Below are 24,791 nucleotides of genomic sequence, written 5' to 3'. Positions count from 1 at the left end.
ACCCGTCGGCGTCGCGCATCGAGCAGGGGAGCGCGGATGAGCTGGATCCTGCCCGTGCTCGGCGCCTGGGCCCTGCTCGGCCTACCCGGGCTGCTCCTGCTGCGAGCCGTCGGCGCACGGGTGCGGCTGGCCTGGGGATACTCGCCCGTCGTGACGGTCCTGACGATGGTGCTGCTGAGCGGTCTCTTCTCGATGGCCGGCATCGAATGGCAGCTGGGCACCGTGCTGGCGGGCGTCGTCCTCCTGGGCGTCCTCGCCGTCCTCCTGCGACGGTGGCTCGTGCGGTGGGACCGCTCGCGGAGCGGGGCCGGCCGGGACGCCGAGGAGCAGCGCGGCGGCAGGGACGGCGCCCCGCCCTGGCCCGGCGCGGTGGTCACCGCCGTCGGGATTCTCGGCGGACTGCTCGTCGTCGTCGCCGGCACCCGTCGGATGGGCGGGATCAGCACGTTGAACGGCAGCTACGACTCCTTCTTCCACCTCTCCGCGATCGCGACCATCCGCGACGGCGGCGACGCCTTCCTCACCACCGCTCTGGAGGACATCTACGGGGAGCCCACGTACTACCCGGTGACGTTCGACGCCCTCGCCGCGCTGCTGCCGCTGGAGACGATCAGCGCGGCGAACGCCCTGATGCTCGCGCTCCTGGCCGCTCTGCCCTGCGCCGTCGGGGCGATGGTCGCGGCGATCGCGCCCCGAGGACGCGCCGCCGGAGTGCTGGCGGCCCTGGCGGCGCTCGCCTCGACCCTTTTCCTCAGCACGCCTGCGATGGGGCTGGTCATGGGCCTGTGGCCGATCGTGCTCGGGGTCCTCTGCCTGCCGATCGCGATCGCCTCCGCGATCCTCCTGGTCGACCGTCGCCACGGACCGCTCACCCTCCCGGCCGCCGCCGGGTACGGCGCCCTCCTGCTCGGCACGACCCTCGCCCACCCCTCGATGCTCTTCTCGGTCGCGGTCGTGGCTGGACTGCTGGTCCTGGTCTCCGGCCTGTATCGGATCCGGGAGGGGCAGCGGCGGCGCGGGATGATCCAGGTGGGCCTCGCCCTGGCCGCGGCGGTCGCCTTCATGGTCGTCTCCGGGACGCTGCTCGGCGGGATGGACCTCACGCAGCCCGGCGCGCAGGGGATGGGGGAGGTGCTGAGGGAGATCCTGGTCGATTCCCCGCGCATCCCGGTGATCGGCGCACCGCTGTGGCCCCTCGCCGTGATCTGGCTGCTCGCGATCGTCGGCGCGGTCGCCGCCCTGCGGCGCCGCGAGGTGGTCGGGGTGACCGCTGCTCTCGGCGTGCTCGCCGCGATCGTCCTGGGCGTGTCCACCCAGATCGACAGCCCTCTGACCACCACCCTGGTGAACCCCTGGTACGGCGCCCGGGAGCGGATCGCGCCGCTGATGATGTGCCTGCTGGTGCTCCTCATGGCGCGCGGCGTGCTCGCCCTGAGTACGACGGGACGGGGCAGGATGCGCTCGATGCTCGCCCCGGGTGCGGCGGCGCTGGTGCTGATCACGGTCGTCGCCGGCGGCCTCGCCCCCGGACGGCTGCCGCTGCTGGGCTCGCTCGCCTACACGGCCTACGGCCTGCAGCTGTCCCCCTACGTCACCTCCGAGGAGCGGGAGTTCATCGAGCGCACCGCCGCCGCGCTTCCCGAGGACGCGGTCGTCCTCGCCGACCCCCTGGACGGGGCCCCGCTGTACTGGTCCGTGGGCGGGGTGGAGACCGTGTACCCGACCATGTCCCGGCCGCTGACCGAGGACACGGCCCTGATCGCCGGCTACGCCCAGCGCGTCGATCATCCGTCGGCGAATGCGTACGCGGAGATCTGCGCGGCGGTGGATCAGGTGGGCCCCACGCACCTGTACCGGGACACCTCGGAGCATTCCGGTGCCCGGATGAACCCCGAGGTCTCCGCGCGATGGAGTGGCGTCCACGACATCCCGCCGGATCGGCTGACCCTCCTCGCCCGGGAGGGACCGTACGCTCTGTACGAGCTGGATCTCGCATGCTGAGCGGATCCCCTGCCGCGCATCGGCCGGGAGACCGCACCGGCGGGCGGGGACCGACGACCGAGGAGAACACCACGTGAAGCAGACCATCCGGATCGTCCGACGCACCCTGTCGGTGCTGCCCGGGGACTCCCGGCGCTTCCTGGTGACGTTCGGCGTCGTCATGAGCGCCCTCGCGCTGCTGGACGTCGTCGCCCTCGGTGCGATCGCGCTGGTGATCCCCGCTCTCATGTCTCCCGGCTCCGTGGTCACCATCCCGCTGGTCGGATGGCAGCTGCACACCTTCGAGGAGATGATGGTGATGGTCGCGGCCTTCGTCGGCCTGATCATCATCAAGAGCTTCCTGAACCTGTTGACGATCCGCATCGCCACCCAGCGCTTCGCCCAGCACGAGGTCGCGATCGGCCAGACGCTGTTCCGCTCCTACATGTCCGCCTCCTGGGTGGACCGGACCTCGAAGTCGACCCAGGAGATCATCCGGATGGTCGACTCCGGGGTCGCCGCCGTGGTCGCGAACGTGCTCATGCCCTCCATGACCGTCGTCGCCGAGTTCGCCACGATCACCGTGATCAGCGTCGGACTGCTGGTCCTGGACTGGCAGATCGCGCTGGCGACCTTCGCCTACCTGGGCATCATCGCCATGATCCTCTCGCGCGTGATCACCCCGCGGGCGGTGACCAACGGGGCCAGCAACCGGGACAACTCGATCCGGGTCGTGCGCCTGCTGGGCGAGGTCCTCGCCTCCCTCAAGGAGCTGACCCTGAAGGGCAACGAGGGCGAGGTCACCGACATCGTCGCCGACCGCCGTGCGAAGGCCTCCCGCACCCGGGCCTTCGCCCAGTACTACAACCAGATGCCGCGCTTCGTGCTGGATGCCGGCATGGTCGGCGGCTTCGTGGTCGTCGGCGGCGTCGGCTACCTCACCGGTCTCCCGGATGACGGCGCCACCGCGGCGATGACCTCGGTCGCGCTGTTCGCCGTCGCCGGGTTCCGCCTGGTCCCCTCCCTGACCCGATTCCAGTCCACCCAGAACCGGATCCTGACCAACGCCGCCTTCGCCGACTACATCGTCGACGACATCGAGTTCGCCCGGGAGGCCGTCGAGCGCCAGGACGAGCCCGACACCGGCACCCTCGAGCGCGGTCTGCACGACATCGTCCTGCAGGACGTCACCTTCACCTATCCCGGACGGGACGAGCCTGCGGTCGACGGCGTCTCCCTGCGCATCCCGGCGGGATCCTCCGTGGCCGTCGTCGGCACCTCCGGAGCCGGCAAGTCCACCCTCGTGGACCTGCTGCTGGGTCTGCTCACCCCCAGCAGCGGCCGCATCCTGATCGGCGGGACCGACATGACCACCGTGCTGCGCCAATGGCGCTCCTCGGTCGGCTACGTCCCCCAGGAGGTCGCGCTGTTCGACGTCTCCGTCGGCGAGAACGTCGCCCTGACCTGGGACCCGGACCAGGTCGACGAGGACCGGGTGCGCACCGCCCTGGACCGCGCGCAGCTGCTGGAGGTGATCGAGGCGCGGCCCGACGGCATCCAGGGCCGCCTCGGGGAGCGCGGCATGACGCTCTCGGGCGGGCAGCGCCAGCGCATGGGGATCGCCCGCGGGATGTACGCCGAACCCACCGTGCTCGTGCTGGACGAGGCCACCAGCGCTCTGGACACCAAGACGGAGTCCGCGGTGACCGGTTCGATCCAGGACCTCGGCGACGACGTCACCACCATCACCATCGCGCACCGTCTGGCCACCATCCAGCACTGCGACGTCGTCTTCTACCTGTCCGAGGGCCACGTCGCCGCCTCCGGGACGTTCGGCGAGGTGGTCGCCGCCGTGCCGGCCTTCGCCGAGCAGGCGGCGCTGGCCGGACTCGTCTCCGGCGGCATGATCGACGGCCCCGAGGAGACCGGGCAGACGCAGGAGGAGGGTGCCCGGGAGACCCCAGGTGCTGTGGCGACCGAGGAGAGCGGCGCATGACCTCCCTGCTCATCATGTCGTTCTCCACGCTGACCCGCGATCCGCGCGTGCAGCGCCAGATCGATCTGCTGGCCGCGGAGTTCGAGGTCACCACCGTCGGCTTCGGCGCGTCCCCGCACCCCGGGGTCACCCACCTCGAGCTCCCCGAGGGCGCACGCGCCTGGCCCAGCAGCAAGAAATACCTGCTCAGCGGCAGGTACCGCCGGGCCTACTGGGACATGAGCGCCGTGCGCGCGGCCCGGGAAGCGCTCGCGGACCGGGTCGCCGCGGTGGACATCGTCCTGGCCAACGACGTGAACACCCTCCCGCTCGCGCTCTGGCTCGCCCCTCGCCTCGGCGTGCACGCGGACCTGCACGAGTACGCGCCCCGGGAGAAGGAGCACGTGCGCTCCTGGCGCTGGTTCATCGCGCCGTACCAGCGCTGGATCTGCCGCACCTGCCTGCCGGAGGTCGCCTCGATCACCACCGTGTCCCCGGGCCTGGCCGACGAGTACGCGGCCCGGTTCGGGGTCGCCGTCCAGGTGGTGACGAATGCGTCGGCCTACGAGGACCGAGCCCCGCGTCCCACCGGGGAGACGATCCGTCTGCTGCACACCGGCGTGGCCCGGGCCAACCGCCGCCTGGAATCGATGATCGATGCGCTGCGCGGCGCCCCGGCGTCCCTCACGCTCGATCTGATGCTGGTGCCCAGCGAGCCCGGGTACATCGAGGCGCTGCGCGAGCGGGCCGCGGACCTCCCGGCGGTGAGGTTCCGCGACCCGGTGCCGTACACCGAGCTGGTCGGCGCCGTCGCCGAGTACGACGTCTCGATCGTCGTCTTCCCGGCCACCACCTTCAACCTCGAGCACAGCCTGCCCAACAAGCTCTTCGAAGCGGTCCAGGCGCGCACCGCGGTCCTGGTGGGCCCGTCCCCGGACATGGCCGAGCTGGTGCGCGAGCACGGCCTCGGGACGGTGCTCGCGGGCGCCGACGCCGACTCCCTGCGAGCGGCGTTGGAGTCGATGACCCCCGCGGACGTCGACCGGTTCAAGCAGGCCGCCGATGCCGCCGCCGAGGAGCTCTCGGCAGAGCACCAGGTCGACACCTGGCGCCGGGCGCTCACCGCGATCGCCGCCCGGGGCTGAACCGGGTCAGGCGCGCCGGGCGGCGCGCAGTCGGGGGAGGTGGCGGACCGCCAGGGAGGCTGCCATGAAGCGCAGCGGCGCCTCCCGGTCCAGGAGATGCCCGGCCCCGCGGGTGAGGAGCGTCGCCGGACGGCCGTGCCGGCGGCGGTCCCGGGCACGGCGCACCAGCACGTCGGCCCCGAGCGTCGGGTCCAGGCAGGCCTCGACCAGATCGCGGTCGACCCGCGACAGCGGCGCCAGGCAGCCGGGGGCGCGCAGGATCACCTCTGCGGTGATCTCGGCCAGGTCGGCGCGCTCCTGCGCGGTCCAGATCTCGACGTCCTGGCGGTAGTAGACGGCGCCGAAGACGTGGATGCGCAGCAGCTTCACGCCGATCGCCCGCCGCGCCGCCCCGGGGAGGCGCTCGAACCAGTCCGCCTCCAGCAGGTCCGCGAAGAAGGCCAGCTGCTCGCGCATCGGACGCACCACGTAGGTCACGCGGTCCCCGGCGTCCTCCCCGATCACGTACGGCGGCCCGAAACGGTCGTAGGCGGTGGCCTGCGTGGCCATCAGCGCGGTGACCATGCCGACGTCGCCGCCGATCTGCGCTCCCTCGACGAGGTACCGGCCGGTGGATTCGAGCATCTCGCGCCGCAGCAGGCCCAGGGGCGCGGAACGGTAGCTGAGCCGGTCCGCGACCAGGTCGACGAGCCCGCCGCGTGCCATGCGCACCGCGGGGGTGGGCACCCCGGCGGAGGCCGTTCCGAGGGCGAGACGGGTGAGGACGACGTCGGCACCGGTGCGCTCCTGGACGGCCAGCCACGAGGCGACGGTCCCCGGGGCGAGGGTGTCGTCCGAGCCCATGATCGCGACGAAGGGGGCCGTGCTGCTGCGCATCCCGGCGTTGAACGGCCCGGACGCGGAGCGGTGCTCGTCGTGATGCTCGAGGAACCGCACGCGCTCGCGATGCTCCGGGCCGACGACCGCGGCGATCTCCTCGGCGGGCCGGTTGTGACAGACGACGGTCACCCCGGCGTCGTCCCCGTTGTCGTCCAGGACGGAGGCGACGGCGCGGCCGACGGGCCGGGTGGGCGTGTGGCAGGCGATGACGACGTCGACGGGTCTCATCGGCGACCTCGCGTGCGGGCGGGGAGCTGCCGGTACTGGGCGCTGTAGCCGCGGCCGACGGTCGCCGCGGAGAAGCGGTCCCCGATGGTGTCGGCGATCGCCCGGGCCGGCAGGTCGCGGGTGCGGGCGTCGAGGGCGAGGATCGCCTCGACGTACGGCGCGGTCTCCTGGACGTCGACGAGCTCGCCCACCGCGGGCTCGACGTACTCGCCCTGGCCGCCCGTGGCGCCGAGGACGACGGGGCGCCCGGCGACGATCGCTTCGGCGGCCGAGACGAAGAAGTTGTCGGCCCGGGTGGGCCCGAAGAACACGTCGGCGCGCGCGAGCGCGGCGCGGACCCCGGCCCCGTCGACGGTGCCGGGCAGGGACAGGCGCCCCTCGACCCCCCGCTCGGCGGCGCGCCGCAGGGTCTCCTCGCGCAGGGGCCCGTCGCCGAGCCATTCGAGGCGGGCGTCGATCCCGCGCCGGACGAGATCGGCGAGCACGTCCACGGCCAGCAGCGGGTCCTTGCGGGGAATCAGCCCGCCCGTGGAGACCAGGCGCAGGGTCCCGTCGCTGCGATCGCGGCGCGGCACCACCTCACCTGGTTCGACGATGCACGGGACGATGTCGGTGGGCCGGGCGCCGCGGACGGCACGGATCGGGCGAGCGAGGAACTCGCACACCGCCGTGACCCGGTCCGGGCGCGCCAGCAGCCGCGCCAGCAGGGGGAGCCCGGCGCGGGCGGGGGCCGGGAGGGTCCCGGGGGTGGTCAGCGCCGACCAGTGCTCGGTGTGCAGCCACGGGGCGCCCGGACGGCGCAGCACCAGCGGCAGCAGGGCGGAGAAGGCCATGGAGTGCACGATGTCGGCGCCGGCCAGCGCGCGACGCAGCTGCCGGGTGGCGGCGAGGACCTGGTCGGGCCGGCGGGGATCCATCGGGATCCGCAGCACATCCAGGCCCTCGTGGACCAGGCGGCGGGTGCCGTCGTCGTCGGACGGCGGGACGAGATGGACCAGCCGCACCTGATGGGCGGCGGAGATGGACAGCGCGTCCCGGACCACGAACGATCCGCGCGAGGGGGCGAGAGCGGTCGGGAACCAGGTCGTCACGAGCGTGATCCTCATCGGCGGACCCCCGGCCGGGCGGCCAGGACGCGCCGGTAGAGCGCGAGCATCGCCTCCGTCTCGTGCTCCCAGGTGAGCTGTGGGGCCACGGCCCGGGCCCGCTCCCGGTACTCCTCGGGCGCCTCGAGGACGGCCGCCAGCGCCTCGGCGAGATCCTGGGGGCTGGAGCCGCTGAACACCTCGCCGACCCCCAGCTCCTCGACGACCTGGCGCATGTCGGGCAGGTCCGCGGCGGCGATCGGCAGACCGGCCCGGATCGATTCGAAGAGCTTGTTCGGCAGCGCGTAGCGGTAGGAGAGGCAGATCGGCCGCACATGGACCACGGCGACGTCCCCGTCGGCCAGCGAGCGGGAGACGTCGTCGGGGGCGACGGCCCCGACCAGGTGGACCCGGTCGGTCACGCCGTGCCGGGCGGCCTCGGCCCGCACATGGTCCAGCGCGGCCTGCTCCCCGTAGCCGAGCAGCACGAAGTGGACGTCCTCGTCGAGGTGGGGGAGCGCGGCGATCGTCTCCTCGATGCCGCGGGCAGTCGTGATCCGGCCCCCGTAGGCGATCACGCGGTGCTGCTCGGTCAGCCCGGCGCGCTCCCGCAGCACCCCGGTGTCGCGCGAGGGCGGGGCGTCGGCGACGGGGACGTTGCGCACCAGGGTCGGTTCCTCGGCCAGGCGGTAGGTGTCCCGCAGCCAGGTCGCGATCGACGGGGAGACGGTGATCACACCGTCGGCGCGGCGGATGCCGATCGCTTCGGTCACGACCTCCAGCAGCGGGGCCAGCCAGCGGTCGCCCCGCACGTTGCGGTGGCGCCACAGCTCGTGGGAGTCGTACACGACGGCGACGTCGCCGCGGGAGAGCGCCTGGATGAGCAGCGCCGGGACGAGGGTGTTGCCGTCGTTGGCGTGGACCACGTCGGGCGCGGCGCGCACACCTGCCGCGGTCGCGTTCTTCCAGTAGGTGCCGAGCGCGGCCGTGCGGTAGGCGCGTTCGCCGATGCTGCGCAGACCGCGGAGCAGGCCCGCCCTCATCCCCGCCAGCGGGGTGGACGGACGGTGCAGGACCTGCGCGGGAGAGCTCGTCGGGGACCGCTCGGCGGTGTCGGCTCTGCTGATCAGCCGGCGCCAGTGCGGGGCGAGGGCCGGCAGGATCCGCTCGATGGCGAACTCCGGGACCCTCTCGAGGTGGAGCCGCTCGCCGAGGGCGGTCACGTCCGCGACGCGCCCGAGCTCGCGACGCTCGACGGCGAGGATCCGCACGTCGTAGCCCGCATCGCGCAGGGAGGCGGATTCCTTGAGCACCCGCGAGTCGTTGGCGGCGTCGTTGTACACGAGCACAGCGATCTGCGGGGTCGCCACACGCCGTCCTGACGTCATGCGATGTCCATTCCCGAGCGTGCCGCGGGCGGTCCCGCGCGCCCGTCCTCGACGGTGTCGTGATGTGCCGTCCGGTGCCGGCGGATGACTATTGTGGTCAGCGCTCACCATACCGTCGACCCGGTCGGTCCCGCCGCGGCCCGACCGGTGCCGAGAGGAAGAGATCCGTCCATGAAGATCCTGTCCGTCGTGGGCGCCCGCCCGCAGTTCGTCAAGCTCGCGGCCATCTCCGATGCCGCCGCCCAGCGGGATGACGTCGAGCACGTGATCGTCCACACCGGCCAGCACTACGACGCCGCGATGAGCGACGTGTTCTTCGCCGATCTGCGCATCCCGGCCCCGGACGTGAACCTCGCCGTCGGTTCCGGTTCCCACGGCCGCCAGACCGGCGCGATGCTGAGCGGGATGGACGAGGTCCTCGAGCAGCACCGGCCCGACTGGACCCTGGTCTACGGCGACACCAACTCCACCCTCGCCGGAACCCTGTCCGCGGTGAAGATGCATCGGAAGGTCGCCCACCTCGAGGCCGGGCTGCGATCCTTCAACCGCCGCATGCCCGAGGAGCACAACCGTGTGCTCACCGACCACGCCGCCGACCTTCTGCTGGCCCCCACCGAAGTAGCCCGCACCCACCTGGCCGCCGAGGGGCTCGCGGAGCGGACCCTGGTCACCGGCGACGTCATGACCGACGTGTGCCTGCGCGTAGCGGAATCCGTGCGGGACTCGGCGCTCGTGCTGCCGCCCGGCATCGACCCGGCCGAGCCCTTCGCCGTCGCGACCATCCACCGCGCCGACAACACCGACGACCCGGAGCGCCTGGCGGCGATCATCACCGCGCTGCAGGACCTGCCGCTGCCGCTGGCGCTGTTCGCCCATCCCCGGCTGGTCGCCAAGGCGGCCGAGGCCGGCATCACGCTGGCCGGCGGAGCGGTCCACGTGGGAGAGCCCGTCGCCTATCCCGAGCTGATCGGTGCGGTCCAGCGCGCGAGCGCCGTCGTCACCGATTCCGGGGGACTGCAGAAGGAGGCGTACCTGCTGGGCACGCCGTGCTCCACCGTCCGCAGCGAGACCGAATGGGTCGAGACCCTGGACGGCGACTGGAACCGCCTGGTCACCGATCCGCGCGAGCTCGCCGCCGCCGCGGACCGGCCCCGCCCGACGGCCCCGCGCCCACCGCACTACGGCGACGGCCACGCGGCGGCCCGCAGCGTCGACGCCCTGGCGGAGCGCGCCTGATGGCCCGCTCGCGCTCCGCCCGCCGCCGTCCCGGCCGGCCGCCCCACGTCGTCGTCGCCACCCGGCTGTTCACCCCGGAACCGGTCGCCGCCGCGTTCCGGCAGGAGGCCCTGGTGCTCGCCCTCGAACGCGCCGGCGCCGAGGTGACGGTCCTGACCACCCGTGCCCCCGGCGCGGGTCGGGTCCGCTCGAGGTCCCGGAAGGTCTCGCGCTGGCCGGTCAAGCGCGACCACCAGGGGCAGGTGCGCGGGTATCTGTCCTACCTCAGCTTCGACCTGCCGCTCGCGCTGCGGCTGCTGACCCAGCGCCCGATGGACGCCCTGGTGCTCGAACCGCCGCCCACCACGGGCATGGTCGGCATGGTCGCCGCGGCGATCCGGCGGGTGCCGTACACCTTCTATGCGGCCGACGTCTGGTCCGATGCGACCGACAGCGTCGACGGCGTCCCGACGCTCGTGCGCTCGGCGGTCCGTTGGGCGGAGAAGACCGTGTGGAAGCGCGCCGCCTGCGTGCTGACCATCTCGCCGGGGGTCCAGCACCGTCTCGAGGAGCTGATCGGCCCGCGTCCCAGCCTGACCATGGTCGGCAACGGCATCGACACCGAGACCTTCACCACGGCGGGGGAGGACGGCGGCGAGGCGGCGCCGTACTTCGTCTACGCCGGCACCGTCTCCGAATGGCAGGGGGCTGAGGTCTTCGTCGACGCCTTCGCCCGGGTACGGGCCACCCACCCCCGGGCCCGCCTGCTGTTCTTCTCCGAGGGCTCCGGCCGCGACGAGCTGGAGGCGCGGGTGCGCGCCGAGGGCATCGAGGGCATCGAGTTCCGCGACAAGATCCCGCCGTCCCAGGTCGCCGCGCATCTGCGCGGCGCCGTCGCAGGGCTGTCCTCCATCACACCGGGTCAGGGCTACGAGTTCGCCCTGCCTACGAAGATCTACGCCGCGACCGCGACCGGCACTCCCGTGGTCCACGCCGGGGAGGGGGCCGCCCATGACCGCATCCGCGACCATGAGCTGGGATGGGCGTGCGAGCACGACGTCGCGGCGGTGGCCGCGGCGCTGGACCGTTCCCTGCGCGGCGAGGGTCGACCCTCGAGGGAGCATCTGCGCTCGTGGACGCTGCAGAACGCCTCGCTGGCGGGATGCGCGGCCACGGGGGCGGCACAGGTGGTGTCGAGCCTGCGCCGCCGCGGGCAGCGGTGAGAGCAGGGCAGGTGTGCGGACAGCAACCGTTCCGGGACGCCAGCGGCAGGCGCTGACGCCATGCGTCGCGTCGGTCCGCTGGCGTCCCCTTCGTGCTGCTGCCCCGGGAAGCCAGGATGCCGGGACGCCCCGCGACACGGCCCGGGATGCCGCCGTGCCCTGCACAGGATGCACCTTCAGAGGATCGCGCGCAGTCCGGGAACCTTCTTGCCGAGCAGGGAGACGGCGAAGGCACCGAGGGTGACCAGGACGAGCAGTCCGGTCACGGTGAGCACGGACTCCTCGGGGTACCCGAGCTCCCGCAGGCCCACGAGGATCGCGAAGTGCACCAGGAAGACACCGAACGTGGCATCGCCGACGGTGCGAAGGGTCCGCTCGGCGCGCGCGGTCACCGTCCAGTCACGACCCAGCCCCATCAGCGCGACCACCAGTGCCAGGGACAGCAGCATCACCGTCGGCGCCACGTAGGTGGGCAGCAGCACCTGCCCGGGCGGGGTGTCCGTGGTCCGTGACAAGTACGCCCAGACGGTCGCCGCCGTCAGCACCGGCACCCCCACCAGGAGCAGGAGCACCGCTGCTCGTCGGCGCACCGGGGCGGCCCACGCCGCACGGCCCAGCACGTAGTAGCCGATGAATGGCAGGAAGTAGGTCAGGATCCCCATCTGCAGCGGCACCAGCGGCTGCTGGAGCAGTCCCGCGGTCAGCGGAGGGACCGCCATGACGATCAGGGCCCAGCCGGCGGCGACCGCCCCGCAGGTCCAGGCCCTCCGACCCGAGTCGCGTACATAGGCACCGATCACGGGGGTGATCGCGGTCAGCCCGAGGATCAGTGGCAGGAAGTACAGATGCGGGTAGGACGAGGCGGTCAACAGGTCCGCGACCTCCTGACGCCAGTCCAGCGGCTCGCCCGCCAGCAGGACCCCCATCACGCCCGCGTAGAAGGCGGTCCACACCAGGGTGGCCGGCACCAGGCGGCGCAGCCGTCGGCCCAGGAAGCGGCCCGACCCGTGGCGCATCGCCGCCGGGGCCAGGTTCAGCGCGCCCGAGATCATGATGAAGGCGGGCACGGCCGTGGACAGCAGCGAGCGCAGCACGTGCATCGCGACGGTCGAGCCGGAATCCAGATGGTCGGCGATGACGTGCACCGCGATCACCGCGATCACCGCGAGGATCCGGATCACGTCCAGCAACGGGGAGTAGCGCCGCGGCGCCGATGCCGCGCGCCGGTCGCGGGAGTTCGTCCCCGGCGCGGAGCTCGGGTGCATCCGGGGGGTCGACCGCGGCGCGGGGTCAGACCGGGTCATAACTCCCGTCCCCGGGGTCGCAGTCGATCTCGATCATGCGGGAGTGGTCCGTCTGGAACAGCACAGTGCCCAGGCCCGGTCCGGCGAGATTCACCGAGTCGGAGGTCTTGTGCAGGTTGTAGGGCCGCAGCTCCTGGTAGACGTAGGCGATCCCGTTCTCCTCCAGCAGACGGCAGTCGGCGGGATTCGTCGCAGCGTCCTCCGTGGCGTAGATCAGGTCACGGTCCAGATCCGTGTAGGCCATCCCGGCCACCGGCAGCCGCACGTCCTGCCCCTGCAGGGCGTACAGATGCGCCGCCCCGGAGAACGGGCTGGCCAGCACGGTGCCGTCGGGGTCCATCTGCGGCCCGTACTGCTCGAACAGCGCGCGCTCGTCGGCCTGCAGGAAGCGCCCGCGCCCCGGATAGTCCGCGGCGAGGTTCTTGGCGGCGTTGTCGGTGCGGGCCGGGATCGAGGCGAGGGAGACGAGGACGGCGGCGATCACCAGCACCGCCGTCACCATGGAGGGGACCGGGCGGCGCACACGGTCCTGCGCGCGGCGACGCAGCAGCCGAGCCCAGAATTGCAGGCCCGGCACCACCAGCACCGCCGAGAGCATCGCCAGCGGCATCGAGATCCTGTCCTGGCCGCGGTAGTAGAGCGCGGAGAGGTTCACGGGCGAATCCAGCGCCGCGTCGAGATAGATCACGGCGATCACCCCCCAGGCCACCGCGAGCCAGCGCCGCCGGGAGGAGCCGAAGGAGGTGACCAGACCCGGCCACCACAGCACGGCGATCGCCACGCCCAGGGCCATCGGCCAGACCGTGAGCAGTCCCAGCAGGACCTCGCCGAGGGCGAGCCACCACGAGACCTCCAGGCCGCCGTTGAACCCGGTCACGTCCGAGCCCAGCGGCGTGTAGGACAGCAGCGCGACCGGCAGCAGCGCCAGCACGGGCACCGCGATCAGGGCGGGACGACGCCGCCACCGGGACGCCGCCGTGACGGCGGTCAGCACCGCCAGCAGGATCAGGGCCGTGACCGCGACGTTCGGATGCATCAGCCCCAGTCCCAGGCCCGCGACGCCGATGGCGAGCGCGGCGGCGATCGCGGGGCGCACGGCGGTGCCCGGCAGCAGCGCGGCCCACAGGGCGGCGGCGGCGGCCAGCGCTCCTGGCAGCGCGGCGAAGCCGGCGAGGTTCGGAACGGGGGAGAGGTGGATCCACAGGTCCAGCGGCGTGGCCGGGATCAGCGCCGCGGTGAGGGCGGCGGCGAACGGCGCCCACGCCACCTCGGCGAACAGGGTGCGGGCCAGCAGCGCGATGCCGAGGATCCAGGGCGTCACGGCCAGGGCCAGCACGGTCGCGTTCAGCAGGGTGGGGGTGGGGACGCCGGGGACCAGTGCCGCGAGGGCGTGGAATGCAGCCGGGTAGAAGGTCGGATCGCCCTCGGTGTTAGAGACCGCGCCGACCTGGAGGCTCGAGGCGATGCCGGTCTCCCGGATCCGCTGCAGCGCGGAGAGGTGGTACAGCGTGTCCCACCGCTCGAGCACGGCGTCGGGGCGGCCTGCCTGGATCGCGATGGGGGCGAGGGCGATCGCGACCGCTCCGCCGATCCAGGCGGCGCCGCCGGGCACGGCGCGCGGCGGGGACAGGGCGCCGTCGAGCACGGTCGCCGGCAGCGTCACCCCCAGGCGTCGCAGACCGTAGGCGCCGGCGACCAGCAGCGCGGCACCGAGCAGGAACGGCAGCAGGGACCAGGGGATCGAGACCAGGGCGGCGAGGATCGCGCTGACCCCCGCGATCGCGGCGGCCAGCGCCGGGCCCAGAGCGAGGGAGAGCAGGTGCGAGCCGCCGAGCATCCGGACCGCGGCGTACCCGGGCAGGTACGCCGCGGCCAGGACGAGCAGGATCGCCCCGAGGAGGGCGGCCAGGGCGGTCATCCGTCCTGACGGCCCAGCGCCGCGGCGCGGTACTCGGCGGGAGGCGGCGCCTCGTCGAGCGCGAGCCGTCGGGCGAGGTAGGTGGTGCGCTTCTCCGCGGCCTTGGTGCGGGCCTCCTGCAGCGCGAGGAAGCCCAGCAGCACCAGGACGGTCGCGTAGAGCAGCAGATCGGCACCGCGCCCGACGCCCACCAGGTTCGCCCCCTTGGTCAGGACGCTCGGGAACAGCACTGTGGCCACGGCGAACGCGGCGAAGGCGATGATCAGCAGGCGGCGCACCGCCAGCTGCTTCGCACCGCGCTTGGCGAACAGCCACCCGACGATCACGATGATCCCCGCCACCAGCAGCAGCTGGATGATGAAGGTGCGGTTCGAGACCAGGGTGGGGCCCAGGGAAACGATCAGCTCGTGCTCACCCATCGGCTCAGGCGCTCTCGGCCTGCTGGTGGGTGGAGGCGGATCCGTCGCCGAGGACGAGGCGGGGGGTGCCTTTCCAGTTCTCGGCGGTGGTGATGTTGCGGCCGTCGATCAGCAGCTTGATGCCGGGCACGTCGGGCGCGGACAGATCCTTGTACTCCGCGTGGTTGGTCTGGACGATCACCAGGTCCGCGGCCTCGCCGACGTGATACGGGGCCCAGCCGTAGCCGGCCAGCTCCTCGTCGTCGTAGTAGGTGTCGTGGACTGCGACCTCGGCCCCGTGCTCACGCAGGGCCTCGACCACTGGGAACACGCCGGAGAACGCGGTCTCCTTCACCCCGGTGCGGTAGGACGCCCCCAGCACCACGGCCTTCAGGCCGGACAGGTCGCCGAGCAGGTTCGCGGCCCGCTCGACCAGCTTCGCGGGCACCGAGGCGTTCAGGGTGCGGGCGGTGCGGACCGTCTCCGCCCGCGGGTCGGTCGAGAGGTACAGCCGCGGATAGACCGGGATGCAGTGCCCGCCCACGGCGATGCCGGGCTGGTGGATGTGGGAGTAGGGCTGGGAGTTGCTGGCCTCGATCACCTTGTACACGTCGATGCCGTGGTCCTGGGCGAACAGCGCGAACTCGTTCGCGAGGCCGATGTTCACATCCCGGTAGGTGGTCTCGGCCAGCTTGGCCAGCTCCGAGGCCTCCGGCGACCCCAGGTCCCACACCCCGTTCGGACGCTTCAGATCCGGACGTTCGTCGAAGGTCAGCGCCGATTCGTAGAACTCCCGGGCCCGGGCGGTGCCCTCCTCGCTCAGGGCGCCGATCAGCTTGGGGTACTTGCGCAGGTCCTCGAACACGCGTCCGGTCAGCACCCGCTCGGGGGAGAACACGGCGAAGAAGTCACTCGATTCCCGCAGTCCGGAGATCTTCTCGATCATCGGCACGAAACGGGTCCGGAGGGTGCCCACCGGCAGGGTGGTCTCGTAGGAGACCAGGGTGCCGGGGGTGATGTGCTCGGCCAGCGACGTCGTGGCGGCGTCCATCCAGGCGAAGTCCGGCTCCCAGGTGGCGTCGTCGACGAACAGGGGGACCACGATCACGATCGCGTCCGCCTGAGGGATCGCCTCGGCGTAGTCGGTGGTCGCCCGCAGCTTCGCGGCCGGGACCAGCTCGGCGAGCTTGTCCTGGAGATGGGCCTCGCCGGGGAACGGTTCGGTGGCCTGATTGATCAGCTCGACCTGGCGCGGGTTCACATCGAGCCCGACCACCTCATGACCGGCATCCGCGAACTGCACGGCCAGCGGCAGACCGATCTTCCCCAGGGCGACGACAGCAGTCTTCACAGCGAACTTCCTCCTCGTCGGACGCCGGGACCGGCGTCGTGTGCGCGATGATGACCACCAGGGGCGGCCCACCGTGACAGGGTATCCTCAACGGCGGCTCACGAGCGTCGCCCCGCGCCGCTGTGAGGTCGCCCCAGCAGCACGCGGCGGACACCCCAGAAGGAGAGCCCATGAGCACCCCCGAGCCCGTGAGCGACCCCGACGCCGCGGCCGCGTCCCCCGGGGCGGACACCACCTGGTTCGTGGTCCCTCTGTTCAACGAGGGGCCGGTCGTGGGGGACGTCGTCCGCGACCTGCGCACGCGCTACCCGCTGGTGGTCTGCGTCGACGACGGCAGCCAGGACGATTCGGCGGCGATCGCCCAGGAGGCGGGGGCCGCGGTGGTGCGCCACCCCTACAACATGGGTCAGGGGGCCGCCCTGAAGACCGGCATCGACTACGCGCTGCGTGACCCGGAGATGCGCCAGGTGGTGACCTTCGACTCGGATGGCCAGCACCAGGTCGATGACGCGGCCTCGATGATCTCGCTACGGGACGCCGAGGGTGTGGACATTGTGCTGGGCTCGCGCTTCCTCGATGCGCGCACCAAGCCCGGTCTGCTCAAGAGGGCGGTGCTGCGCGGCGCGGTCTGGTACTCCAACATCACCAGCGGCGTGAAGCTCTCCGATGCGCACAACGGGCTGCGGGTGCTGGGCCGCGAGGCCTGCCGGAAGATCGCGATCGAACAGAACCGGATGGCGCACGCCTCCGAGATCGTCGAGGAGATCGGCCGCCACCGTCTGACCGTGCGGGAGCACCCGGTGCACATCCTCTACACCGACTACTCCCGCTCCAAGGGCCAGTCGATGCTGAACTCGGTGAACATCGTCATCGACATGCTGTTCCGCTGACGGTTCCACCGTCGGGGACGTCCCCGCGGGAACGTCCCCAGGTCGGGTCGGACCGTCCGCTCAGCCCGCATCGCCGGTCGTCGGATCGGCCGAGCCGTCCTCGATGGAGTCGAAGAACGCGGCGATGTCCTCGTCGTCGGTGAGGATCGCGACCCCGGAGTTCTCGGTCTGGAACTGAGGATCCTCGATCGGCATGGTCATCGTGCCGTTGCTCATCGCGCTGCGGGCGGCCAGGGCCATGAAGGAGACGTCGACGATCCCGGTGCCGTCGCTGGTGACCAGCGAGTCGGACCCGGCGCCGGCCAGCTTGACCTGGCTGATCGGGTTCAACAGCACGGACGGGGAGGTCACACGTTCCATGAGCGCCCCGATGAACTGCTGCTGGCGCTGCTGACGCCCGAGATCCGCGGTGGGATCGAAGTAGCGGGCGCGCACGAAGGCCAGGGCCTGCTCGCCGCCGACGTCGTGGCAGCCCTCGGTCATGGACAGTCCGGACTTCTCGTCCTCGACGTCCTGGTCGATGCAGAGGTTGACGTGGTCGACCGCGTCGACCATGCCGGAGACGCCGTCGAAGCCGATCTCCACGTAGTGGTCGATCGTCAGCCCGGTGAAGTCCTCGACGGTCTCGACCAGCAGCGGGGCGCCGCCGAAGGAATAGGCGGCGTTGAGCTTGTACCCGCCCTGGCCGGGGATGTCGACGAGCGTGTCGCGGGGTAGGGAGACCAGATAGCTGTTCCCGCCCGGGGCCTTGTGCAGGAGCATGATCGTGTCGGTGCGCGCCCCCTCGGTGCCGTCGTCGGTGACCGCCTCGCCGCCGCGTCGATCGGACCCGGCGATGAGGTAGGTGGTGCCCGGCGTGTTCTCGGCCTCGGTCAGGGCGTCCACGTGCTCGATGCGGCTGTCGGCCCACAGCACCAGACCCGCCCCCCAGCCCACCACGATCACCAGCACCAGGACCAGCAGCGTGGCCCCGAGCCGCACCGGCCGCGGGATGCGGGAGCGACGACGGGGGTGCCGCCCGGGCCCGGTCGGAGAACCGGAGGGCGGTCCGGGCGGGCCGCCGGGGTCCCAACCGTCACCGACGCCTCCGACCTCCCGGTGGTCATCGCGGGGACCGAGGGCGGTGCGCCCTGAGCCGCTCCGGTGCGCGCCGGGCGGGAACTGCTCCTGACGCGGCAGCGCACGGGTGGGAGTGGGGCCCGAGGAGGATCGTCCTCGGGGCGCTCCCACGACCGGGCGCGCGCTGCCTCCGGCGCGCGCTCGATGCCCGGCAGGACGGCGGGGCCCTCCCGGTCGCGGGGAGCGCGGCGGGTGCTGATCGCTCACGGCTGTCTCCTTCCCGGCCTCAGGGTCCGGAGGTGTTTGGGCGAACGACACAGTAGTCCCCCGTGGTCCCTTCCCGGGCACCGCCGGGCCCTGTCCCGGTTTCCTGCGAGGAACCTCCCGCGAACCTTCACACCTCGTCCGGCACCGTCCCGGCGCCCACCTCGACGCCGTCCGTACACTGGGATACGCGCCGCCCCGGCGGCCACGACAATCCGCAGGAGACGCCGTGACCCATTTCGCACCCGCCGGCGGCCCGACGCCGCAGCCCGGGACCGCTCACCCCGACGCCGACTCGGCTCGAGTCGTCGCCGTGGTGGTGACCTACAACCGTGAGGACCTGCTGCGCGAGTGCCTCGATGCCCTCGAGCACCAGCAGCGCCGCCCGGATGCCGTCGTGGTGATCGACAACGCCTCCAGCGACGGCAGCGGTGCGGTCGCCGATGCGCACCCCCTCGGGGCCGACGTGGTCCACCTGCGCCGAAACGTCGGGGGAGCAGGTGGCTTCGCGGCCGGGATGGCCCGGGCCCTGGTGCGCCACGATGCCGACTGGGTATGGCTGATGGACGACGACACCATCGCGCGCCCCGGCGCGCTCGCCGCTCTGCTGGCCGCTCTCGAGGCCTCCCCGGTGCGGCTGAGCGTGCTCAGCTCCCGGGCGGTGTGGATCGACGGGCGGGACCACCCCATGAACACCCAGCGAGTCCGTCTCGGCGTGAGCGCCGCGACGAAGCGGGACGCCTCCCGCGCCGGAGGCCGGCCCATCCGCACCGCGAGCTACGTCTCGGCCCTACTGAACGGTCAGGACGTGAGGCGGTTGGGACTGCCGTACGCGGACTACTTCATCTGGTCCGACGACTTCGAGCACACCGGGCGCCTGTTGCGCCACGGCCGTGGGCTGCAGGTCCCCGCCTCCGTCGTCGAGCATCGCACGAAGGTCTTCAGCAACGCCCAGACCAGTCCCGGATCCCGGTTCTACTACGACGTGCGCAACCGTCTGTGGGCCCTGCTGCGCACGAGGTCCTTCGCCCCGTGGGAGCGGCTGGTGTACGGCGGGCGCACCGCGCTCGGCTGGGGCGGGCAGCTGCTGCGCCACCGCGGCGCCCTCGCGGGCGTCGGGGCGCGGGGCCTGATGGCCGCACTGCGCCGGGGTCCGCGACCCTCGGCCGTCGTGCTCGCGGCCGACGGGGAGGCCGCGGCCGACGTGCGCGCGATCGATCGGGCGGCCGGACGGTGAGCGCCCCGTCGGTCACCCCCGCACCGCAGGGTCCGACCGCGCCGTTCGTCGTCCTGATGCCGCTGTGGAAGCGCGATGTGCCGGAACGGGTCGAGGCGGCCATCGCCTCGGCCACCCGCGAGCAGCAGCTTCGGCCCGACCTGTTCATCCTCACCGTCGACGGACCGCTGACCGCCGACCTGGATGCTCTGGTCGCCCGCGTCGAGGACGGCGAGTTCGGACCGGCCCGGGTGCTCCGCCACGACAGCCACCGAGGCGTCGCCTCCGCGCTGCAGGACGGGTTGGAGGCATCGCCCCACGAGCTGGTCGCCCGCGCCGACGCCGATGATCTCTGCCGGCCGGGTCGCTTCGCCCTGCAGATCCCGGCGATGAGCGGTCCGCCCGTCCTGGACCTGATGGGCGGGTCGATGCGGGAGTTCAGCGACCGTCTCGCGCCCGGGGACGGGCCGCTGCGCACGCGCCCGCTCTCGCACGAGGAGATCGTGGCGTACCTGCCCCACCACAGTCCCTTCCACCACCCCACGATCGTGATGCGTCGCTCCGTGGCCCTGGCCGTCGGGGGGTACCGCGACCTGCCGCTGCTGGAGGACTACTGGCTGTGGGAGCGCATGATGCTCGGCGGCGCGCGGATGGGGAACCTCGCGGAGGTGGTGGTCGACTACCGCGTGGACGAGGAGCTGTTCGCACGTCGCGGCGGCTGGCACCTGTTCGCCAGCGACGTGCGGCTGCAGCGGCATCTGGTGGTGGACCGTGTGACGGGTCCGGGCCTGTTCCTGCGCAATCTCGCCCTGCGCGGCGCGTACCGGATGGCCCCGGGCTGGGTGCGACGGCTGGGATACCGCACGTTCATCGAGACGTCGGCGTGAACACCGCCACACCTGCGGGTCCACCACCGCCTTGTAACCAGGAGTTTCCCTGGCTCCGTTACGGTGACCAGGTTCCCAGCGGACCCTCCGCACCCATCGAAAGGACCCCCTGTGTCGACTCCTGACCTCCTGATCGTGGGCACCGGCCTGTTCGGGCTGACCATCGCCGAGCGCGCGGTCGCCGAGCACGGTGCGAAGGTGACTCTGATCGACCGGCGTCCCCACCTCGGCGGCAATGCGTATTCGGAGGCGGATCCGGTCACCGGGATCGAGGTCCACAAGTACGGCGCCCACCTGTTCCACACCTCGAATCCTCGGGTCTGGGAGTACGTGAAGGGGTTCACGGATTTCACGGGGTACCAGCACAAGGTCTACACCACCCATCAAGGGGTGGTGTACCCGATGCCGATCAACCTCGGCACGGTCAACCAGTTCTTCCGGGCCGCCTACTCCCCGGGCGAGGCGCGGGCGCTGATCACCGAGCAGGCCGGCGAGCTGGCCGGCACGAACCCTGAGAACCTCGACGAGAAGGGGATCTCCCTGATCGGTCGTCCGCTGTACGAGGCGTTCATCAAGAACTACACCGGCAAGCAGTGGCAGACGGATCCCAAGGACCTGCCGGCCTCGATCATCTCGCGGCTGCCGGTGCGATACACCTACGACAACCGGTACTTCAACGACAAGTACGAGGGCCTGCCCACGCAGGGCTACACGGCGTGGCTCGAGCGGATGGCGGACCACCCGAACATCGAGGTGCAGCTCGAGACCGACTACTTCGACACCTCGCAGCCGTTGAACAAGGAGGCCGTGCGCGGGAACATCCCGGTGGTCTACACCGGTCCCATCGACCGGTACTTCGACTATCAGCAGGGGGAGCTGGGCTGGCGCACCATCGATCTGGAGACCGAGCATCACGACGTGGGGGACTTCCAGGGCACCTCGGTGATGAACTACGCCGATGCCGAGGTCCCCTACACGCGGATCATCGAACCGCGCCACTTCCACCCGGAGCGCGATTACCCCACCGACCGCACGGTGATCCAGCGCGAGTACTCCCGCTTCGCCGAATCGGGAGACGAGCCGTACTACCCCATCAATTCCGGCTCGGACCGCGAGACCCTGCTGGCCTACCGCGAGCTCGCCGACGCGGAGCCGCGGACCCTGTTCGGCGGCCGCCTGGGCACCTACCAGTACCTCGACATGCACATGGCGATCGGTTCCGCTCTGTCCATGGCCGACAACAAGCTGCCCGATCTGCTGCGGGCGTGAGACGACGGTCCCGGTCAGGAACCGCCCGGGGCATCCCAGAAGCGCCGACGAGGAGCATCATGAACGCGATCCCTGCCGCATCCGGCGGCACCGACGAGACCCCCGAGGTCCCGCCGCAGCGGCTGCTGCAGCGCCTGATCATGCCCATGGAGGCGTCCCCGGACATCGTCCCGCTGTACATCGAGGCGGAAGACGCGCGCTCCGGCGTCACCGGCGGCTCCTTCGGGCTCGGCGGCACCGACCGCGACGGCGCGGGGGCGACCACGGACGCAGCCCGCCCGGCCCCCCACGTCCACGTCGAGGCGACCGAACTCAACGACCGGTACGCAGTGCAGATCCCGCCGCGCTCGATGCGGTCCTTCGGCACCTACTTCAATGCCTTCCCGGCCAGTTATTGGCGACGCTGGACGCCGGTGCGCTCGATCCGGCTGAGCATCCGCACCGCGGGCCGGGGCCAGCTGGTGGTCATGCGCTCGACGGCGCGCGGGACGTTGCAGCGCCAGACCTCGCGCACCGTCGATTCGGGCCCCGCCGAGCACGTCTTCGACCTGCCCCTGACCGCCTTCGGCGACGGCGGCTGGTACTGGTTCGACGCCTATTCGGGGGAGGAGGATCTCACGATCCTGGGGGCGCGGTGGACGGCTGACGCCGATCTCGCCCGCACCGAGGGCACCTTCTCGATCTCGATGACGACGATGAACAAGGTGCCCTATTGCCTGGAGAACATCCGCACCATCGCCGATGACCCGGACCTGCGGGGGCTGTTGGACGTCATGTACGTGGTCGACCAGGGCTCGGACAGGTTGCGCGACCATATGAGCGAGCTCGCAGAGCTCCAGGAGGAGCTCGACGGCCAGCTGCGGATCATCGAGCAGGGCAACATCGGCGGCAGCGGCGGCTTCTCCCGCGGCATGTACGAGGCTGCCACCGCCGGCGCCTCGACCTACGTCATGAACTGCGACGACGACATCGTCATCGAGCCGGAGTCGTTGATCCGGATGACGACCTTCGCCGACTTCGCCACCCGCCCCACGATCGTCGGCGCGCACATGTTCGACCTCAACAACCGCTCGGTGCTGCACACCTTCGGCGAGGTCGTCGATCCCTGGCGGATCCAGCCCTCGCTGCCGGACCCCGAAGCTGTCCTGGGCCATGACTTCTCGACCTCGCCGCTGCGCTCGACCCCGTGGCTGCACCGGCGGGCGGACGTGGACTACAACGGCTGGTGGAGCTGCCTGATACCGACCGAGACGGTGCGCACGATCGGGCTGAGCCTGCCGGTGTTCATCAAGTGGGACGACGCCGAGTACGGTCTGCGCGCGAAGCGGGCGGGATACCCGACGGTGTCGCTGCCGGGCGCCGGCGTATGGCACATGAGTTGGATCGACAAGGACGATCTGGTGGGCTGGCAGGCCTACTTCCACGAGCGCAATCGGATCATCACGGCACTGCTGCACTCCCCGTACGAGCGGGGTGGCCGCGTCATCAAGGAATCGCAGTTCATGGACGTCAAACACCTGATCTCCATGCAGTACTACACCGAGTCGGGGCGGCTGATGGCCCAGCGGGACGTGCTCGAGGGGCCCGACGCGCTGCATCCGTCGATCGGCACCAAGCTGCCGCAGATCCGGGCGATGGCCGCCGACTTCGACGACGCCTCCGCGAAGAAGGACGTCGACCACTATCCGCCGGTCCGGCTCGACAAGCCGCCGCGCAAGGGCCGGCCCTTCACCGAGCCGGCCCGTCCGCTGCTGCCCGCCTGGACGGCGAAGACCCTGGCCAAGCAGCTGGTGAAGCCGCCGAAGGCCCGCTCCGAGGAATACCCGCAGGCCGCGATCGCGCATATCGACGCCAAGTGGTGGCGCCTGTCGGCCTATGACAGCGCCCTGGTCTCCAACGCGGAGGGCACCCAGGTCTCCTGGTACAAGCGGGACCGCCGCCAGGTGCGATCGATGCTGGCCGGCGCGATCGGCGCGCACGTGGAGCTCCACCGCCGCTGGCCCGAGCTGCAGCGCGCCTACCGGGAGGCCGCCCAGCGCATCACCTCCTTCGAGGCCTGGGAGCGGACGTTCGCCGAGAACCCCGCCCCCGTGCGCGATCGTGACCGGGTCCGTGACGGGGACGGGGGTCCCGCCGTGGGCGCAGGGACCGGGGACGCACCGGCGTGACCGCGGCAGCACGGCCCCCCGCAGCCGCTCGGCCCCCCGCAGGAAGGCGTCCTTCCCGGGCCGAGCAGGCGCAGGGGTGGCGGGCGCCCGGGCAGGACGCAGGATGGCTGAACCCTCTGCACGAGCGGTTCCTGCTGAGGCTGCTGGTGCGCAAGGAGCTGCGGGTCCGCTACCGCGGCAGCGTGCTCGGCATGCTGTGGAGCTACGTGAAGCCCGCGGTGCAGTTCATCGTCTTCTACATCGCCCTGGGCGTCTTCCTGGAGCTGAACAAGGGCACCCCGGCCTATGCGGTGTACCTGTTCAGCGGGATCGTGGTGATCAACCTCTTCGGGGAGGTGTTCGGCAACGCCACCCGGTCGATCACCGGCAACGCCCCGCTGGTCTCGAAGATCTACCTGCCCAGTCAGCTGTTCCCCTGGTCGTCCATGATCGTGGCGCTGGTGCACTTCGTGCCGCAGCTGCTGGTGCTGGTGGTGGGGGCGCTGCTGTTCGGCTGGCTGCCCTCGCCCACCGCGCTGGTCGCGTTCGGGGTGGGCATGATGATCCTGCTGATCTTCACCATGGGGCTGGGCATGCTCGCGGCCGCTCTGAACGCCGCCTTCCGGGACGTCGAGAACTTCGTGGACCTGCTGGTCATGGTCGCCACCTGGCTGTCCCCGGTGCTGTACCGGATCACGATGGTCCAGGAGTCGATCGGCGGGACGATCTGGTGGTGGCTGTACCAGCTGAACCCGCTGACCATCGTCGTCGAGCTGTTCCACGTCGCCTTCTGGCGCTATTCCCCCACGGTCGTCGAGGGGGTCGCGAACGACCCCGCGCTGATGGCTCCCGGGGAGCCGTTCGGCCTGTGGTGGGCCGGTCTGCTGATCGCAGGGGTCACGTTCGTCCTCGGCACCGTCGTCTTCGAGCGCTCCAAGCGGCGCTTCGCGCAGGAACTGTGAGGGCAGCG

Annotated in this window: 19 protein-coding genes; 11 read left to right on the top strand and 8 right to left on the bottom strand. The window is 71.7% G+C overall.

The genetic code is table 11. The annotated features are described in order from the left end of the window. Nucleotides 1-36 precede the first annotated feature (36 nt). The 3 genes from BH708_RS06765 (at nt 37) to BH708_RS06755 (ending at nt 5,100) form a co-directional block, all read left to right on the top strand. The gene (locus BH708_RS06765) at nt 37-2,001 is read left to right on the top strand and encodes a DUF6541 family protein (protein ID WP_076807614.1); all 1,965 of its coding nucleotides are present in this window, start codon (nt 37-39) and stop codon (nt 1,999-2,001) included. A gap of 73 nt (nt 2,002-2,074) precedes the next feature. Next, nucleotides 2,075-3,976, top strand: a complete 1,902-nt coding sequence (locus BH708_RS06760) for an ABC transporter ATP-binding protein (RefSeq protein ID WP_083713342.1) — start codon at nt 2,075-2,077, stop codon at nt 3,974-3,976. Then, nucleotides 3,973-5,100: a glycosyltransferase gene (locus tag BH708_RS06755; protein ID WP_083713341.1), complete on the top strand. Its 1,128-nt coding sequence runs from the start codon at nt 3,973-3,975 to the stop codon at nt 5,098-5,100. Before BH708_RS06760 ends, BH708_RS06755 begins: the two co-directional genes overlap by 4 nt. 6 nt (nt 5,101-5,106) lie before the next feature. Here the strand turns inward: BH708_RS06755 and BH708_RS06750 are convergent, their stop codons facing one another. Genes BH708_RS06750 through BH708_RS06740 form a run of 3 tightly spaced genes read right to left on the bottom strand, consistent with a single transcriptional unit; the run spans nt 5,107 to nt 8,680 of the window. Beyond that, the gene (locus tag BH708_RS06750; protein WP_076807612.1) at nt 5,107-6,207 is read right to left on the bottom strand and encodes a glycosyltransferase family 2 protein; all 1,101 of its coding nucleotides are present in this window, start codon (nt 6,205-6,207) and stop codon (nt 5,107-5,109) included. Beyond that, nucleotides 6,204-7,298: a glycosyltransferase family 4 protein gene (locus BH708_RS06745; RefSeq protein ID WP_216639509.1), complete on the bottom strand. Its 1,095-nt coding sequence runs from the start codon at nt 7,296-7,298 to the stop codon at nt 6,204-6,206. The genes BH708_RS06750 and BH708_RS06745 overlap by 4 nt, the downstream gene beginning before the upstream one ends. An 11-nt stretch (nt 7,299-7,309) precedes the next feature. After that, nucleotides 7,310-8,680: a glycosyltransferase gene (locus BH708_RS06740; protein WP_157235794.1), complete on the bottom strand. Its 1,371-nt coding sequence runs from the start codon at nt 8,678-8,680 to the stop codon at nt 7,310-7,312. A 171-nt stretch (nt 8,681-8,851) separates the two neighbouring features. On the opposite strand from BH708_RS06740, the gene wecB reads away from it, so the two are divergent. Both wecB and BH708_RS06730 read left to right on the top strand, forming a co-directional pair. Continuing rightward, on the top strand, nt 8,852-9,916 hold the full coding sequence (wecB, locus tag BH708_RS06735; RefSeq protein WP_076807607.1) for a non-hydrolyzing UDP-N-acetylglucosamine 2-epimerase: 1,065 nt from the start codon (nt 8,852-8,854) through the stop codon (nt 9,914-9,916). Next, on the top strand, nt 9,916-11,118 hold the full coding sequence (locus BH708_RS06730) for a glycosyltransferase (protein ID WP_076807605.1): 1,203 nt from the start codon (nt 9,916-9,918) through the stop codon (nt 11,116-11,118). The genes wecB and BH708_RS06730 overlap by 1 nt, the downstream gene beginning before the upstream one ends. 176 nt (nt 11,119-11,294) lie before the next feature. Here BH708_RS06730 and BH708_RS06725 read toward each other — a convergent pair whose 3' ends face one another. The 4 genes from BH708_RS06725 to BH708_RS06710 are packed head-to-tail and all read right to left on the bottom strand — an operon-like array spanning nt 11,295 to nt 16,089. Continuing rightward, entirely contained in the window at nt 11,295-12,383 is a 1,089-nt protein-coding gene (locus BH708_RS06725; RefSeq protein ID WP_076807603.1) for an acyltransferase, read from the bottom strand. A gap of 25 nt (nt 12,384-12,408) precedes the next feature. Then, nucleotides 12,409-14,340: a DUF6541 family protein gene (locus BH708_RS06720; RefSeq protein ID WP_076807601.1), complete on the bottom strand. Its 1,932-nt coding sequence runs from the start codon at nt 14,338-14,340 to the stop codon at nt 12,409-12,411. After that, nucleotides 14,337-14,759: a DUF2304 domain-containing protein gene (locus tag BH708_RS06715; protein WP_076807599.1), complete on the bottom strand. Its 423-nt coding sequence runs from the start codon at nt 14,757-14,759 to the stop codon at nt 14,337-14,339. The genes BH708_RS06720 and BH708_RS06715 overlap by 4 nt, the downstream gene beginning before the upstream one ends. 4 nt (nt 14,760-14,763) lie before the next feature. Then, entirely contained in the window at nt 14,764-16,089 is a 1,326-nt protein-coding gene (locus BH708_RS06710; RefSeq protein WP_076807597.1) for a nucleotide sugar dehydrogenase, read from the bottom strand. 170 nt (nt 16,090-16,259) lie between these two features. Between BH708_RS06710 and BH708_RS06705 the strand changes: the two genes are divergently transcribed. Next, nucleotides 16,260-16,979, top strand: coding sequence for a glycosyltransferase family 2 protein (locus BH708_RS06705; RefSeq protein WP_076807595.1), 720 nt, complete (start codon nt 16,260-16,262; stop codon nt 16,977-16,979). A 60-nt stretch (nt 16,980-17,039) separates the two neighbouring features. On the opposite strand, the gene BH708_RS06700 is transcribed toward BH708_RS06705, so the two are convergent. Continuing rightward, the gene (locus BH708_RS06700; RefSeq protein WP_076807593.1) at nt 17,040-17,960 is read right to left on the bottom strand and encodes an LCP family protein; all 921 of its coding nucleotides are present in this window, start codon (nt 17,958-17,960) and stop codon (nt 17,040-17,042) included. A 571-nt stretch (nt 17,961-18,531) separates the two neighbouring features. Between BH708_RS06700 and BH708_RS06695 the strand changes: the two genes are divergently transcribed. The 5 genes from BH708_RS06695 (at nt 18,532) to BH708_RS06675 (ending at nt 24,783) form a co-directional block, all read left to right on the top strand. Further along, nucleotides 18,532-19,539: a glycosyltransferase gene (locus BH708_RS06695; RefSeq protein WP_076807591.1), complete on the top strand. Its 1,008-nt coding sequence runs from the start codon at nt 18,532-18,534 to the stop codon at nt 19,537-19,539. Next, nucleotides 19,536-20,405, top strand: coding sequence for a glycosyltransferase (locus tag BH708_RS06690; RefSeq protein ID WP_253705498.1), 870 nt, complete (start codon nt 19,536-19,538; stop codon nt 20,403-20,405). The genes BH708_RS06695 and BH708_RS06690 overlap by 4 nt, the downstream gene beginning before the upstream one ends. Before the next feature lie 111 nt (nt 20,406-20,516). Continuing rightward, nucleotides 20,517-21,674, top strand: a complete 1,158-nt coding sequence (glf, locus tag BH708_RS06685) for a UDP-galactopyranose mutase (protein ID WP_076807589.1) — start codon at nt 20,517-20,519, stop codon at nt 21,672-21,674. A gap of 59 nt (nt 21,675-21,733) precedes the next feature. Next, entirely contained in the window at nt 21,734-23,842 is a 2,109-nt protein-coding gene (locus tag BH708_RS06680; protein ID WP_076807587.1) for a glycosyltransferase, read from the top strand. Next, nucleotides 23,839-24,783, top strand: a complete 945-nt coding sequence (locus tag BH708_RS06675) for an ABC transporter permease (RefSeq protein WP_083713338.1) — start codon at nt 23,839-23,841, stop codon at nt 24,781-24,783. The genes BH708_RS06680 and BH708_RS06675 overlap by 4 nt, the downstream gene beginning before the upstream one ends. Nucleotides 24,784-24,791: the final 8 nt, after the last annotated feature.

The organism is Brachybacterium sp. P6-10-X1, from assembly GCF_001969445.1.
In the GTDB taxonomy this organism is placed as follows: Bacteria; Actinomycetota; Actinomycetes; order Actinomycetales; family Dermabacteraceae; genus Brachybacterium.
This window is presented reverse-complemented; position numbering and strand designations above follow the sequence as displayed.

Coding starts and splice junctions, on each gene's coding strand:
- BH708_RS06715 (WP_076807599.1), bottom strand. CDS start 14,759: ATGGGTGAGCACGAGCTGATCGTTTCCCTGGGCCCCACCCTGGTCTCG.
- BH708_RS06705 (WP_076807595.1), top strand. CDS start 16,260: ATGAGCACCCCCGAGCCCGTGAGCGACCCCGACGCCGCGGCCGCGTCC.
- BH708_RS06765 (WP_076807614.1), top strand. CDS start 37: ATGAGCTGGATCCTGCCCGTGCTCGGCGCCTGGGCCCTGCTCGGCCTA.
- BH708_RS06755 (WP_083713341.1), top strand. CDS start 3,973: ATGACCTCCCTGCTCATCATGTCGTTCTCCACGCTGACCCGCGATCCG.
- BH708_RS06725 (WP_076807603.1), bottom strand. CDS start 12,383: ATGCACCCGAGCTCCGCGCCGGGGACGAACTCCCGCGACCGGCGCGCG.
- BH708_RS06730 (WP_076807605.1), top strand. CDS start 9,916: ATGGCCCGCTCGCGCTCCGCCCGCCGCCGTCCCGGCCGGCCGCCCCAC.
- BH708_RS06740 (WP_157235794.1), bottom strand. CDS start 8,680: ATGACGTCAGGACGGCGTGTGGCGACCCCGCAGATCGCTGTGCTCGTG.
- BH708_RS06680 (WP_076807587.1), top strand. CDS start 21,734: ATGAACGCGATCCCTGCCGCATCCGGCGGCACCGACGAGACCCCCGAG.
- wecB (WP_076807607.1), top strand. CDS start 8,852: ATGAAGATCCTGTCCGTCGTGGGCGCCCGCCCGCAGTTCGTCAAGCTC.
- BH708_RS06750 (WP_076807612.1), bottom strand. CDS start 6,207: ATGAGACCCGTCGACGTCGTCATCGCCTGCCACACGCCCACCCGGCCC.
- BH708_RS06720 (WP_076807601.1), bottom strand. CDS start 14,340: ATGACCGCCCTGGCCGCCCTCCTCGGGGCGATCCTGCTCGTCCTGGCC.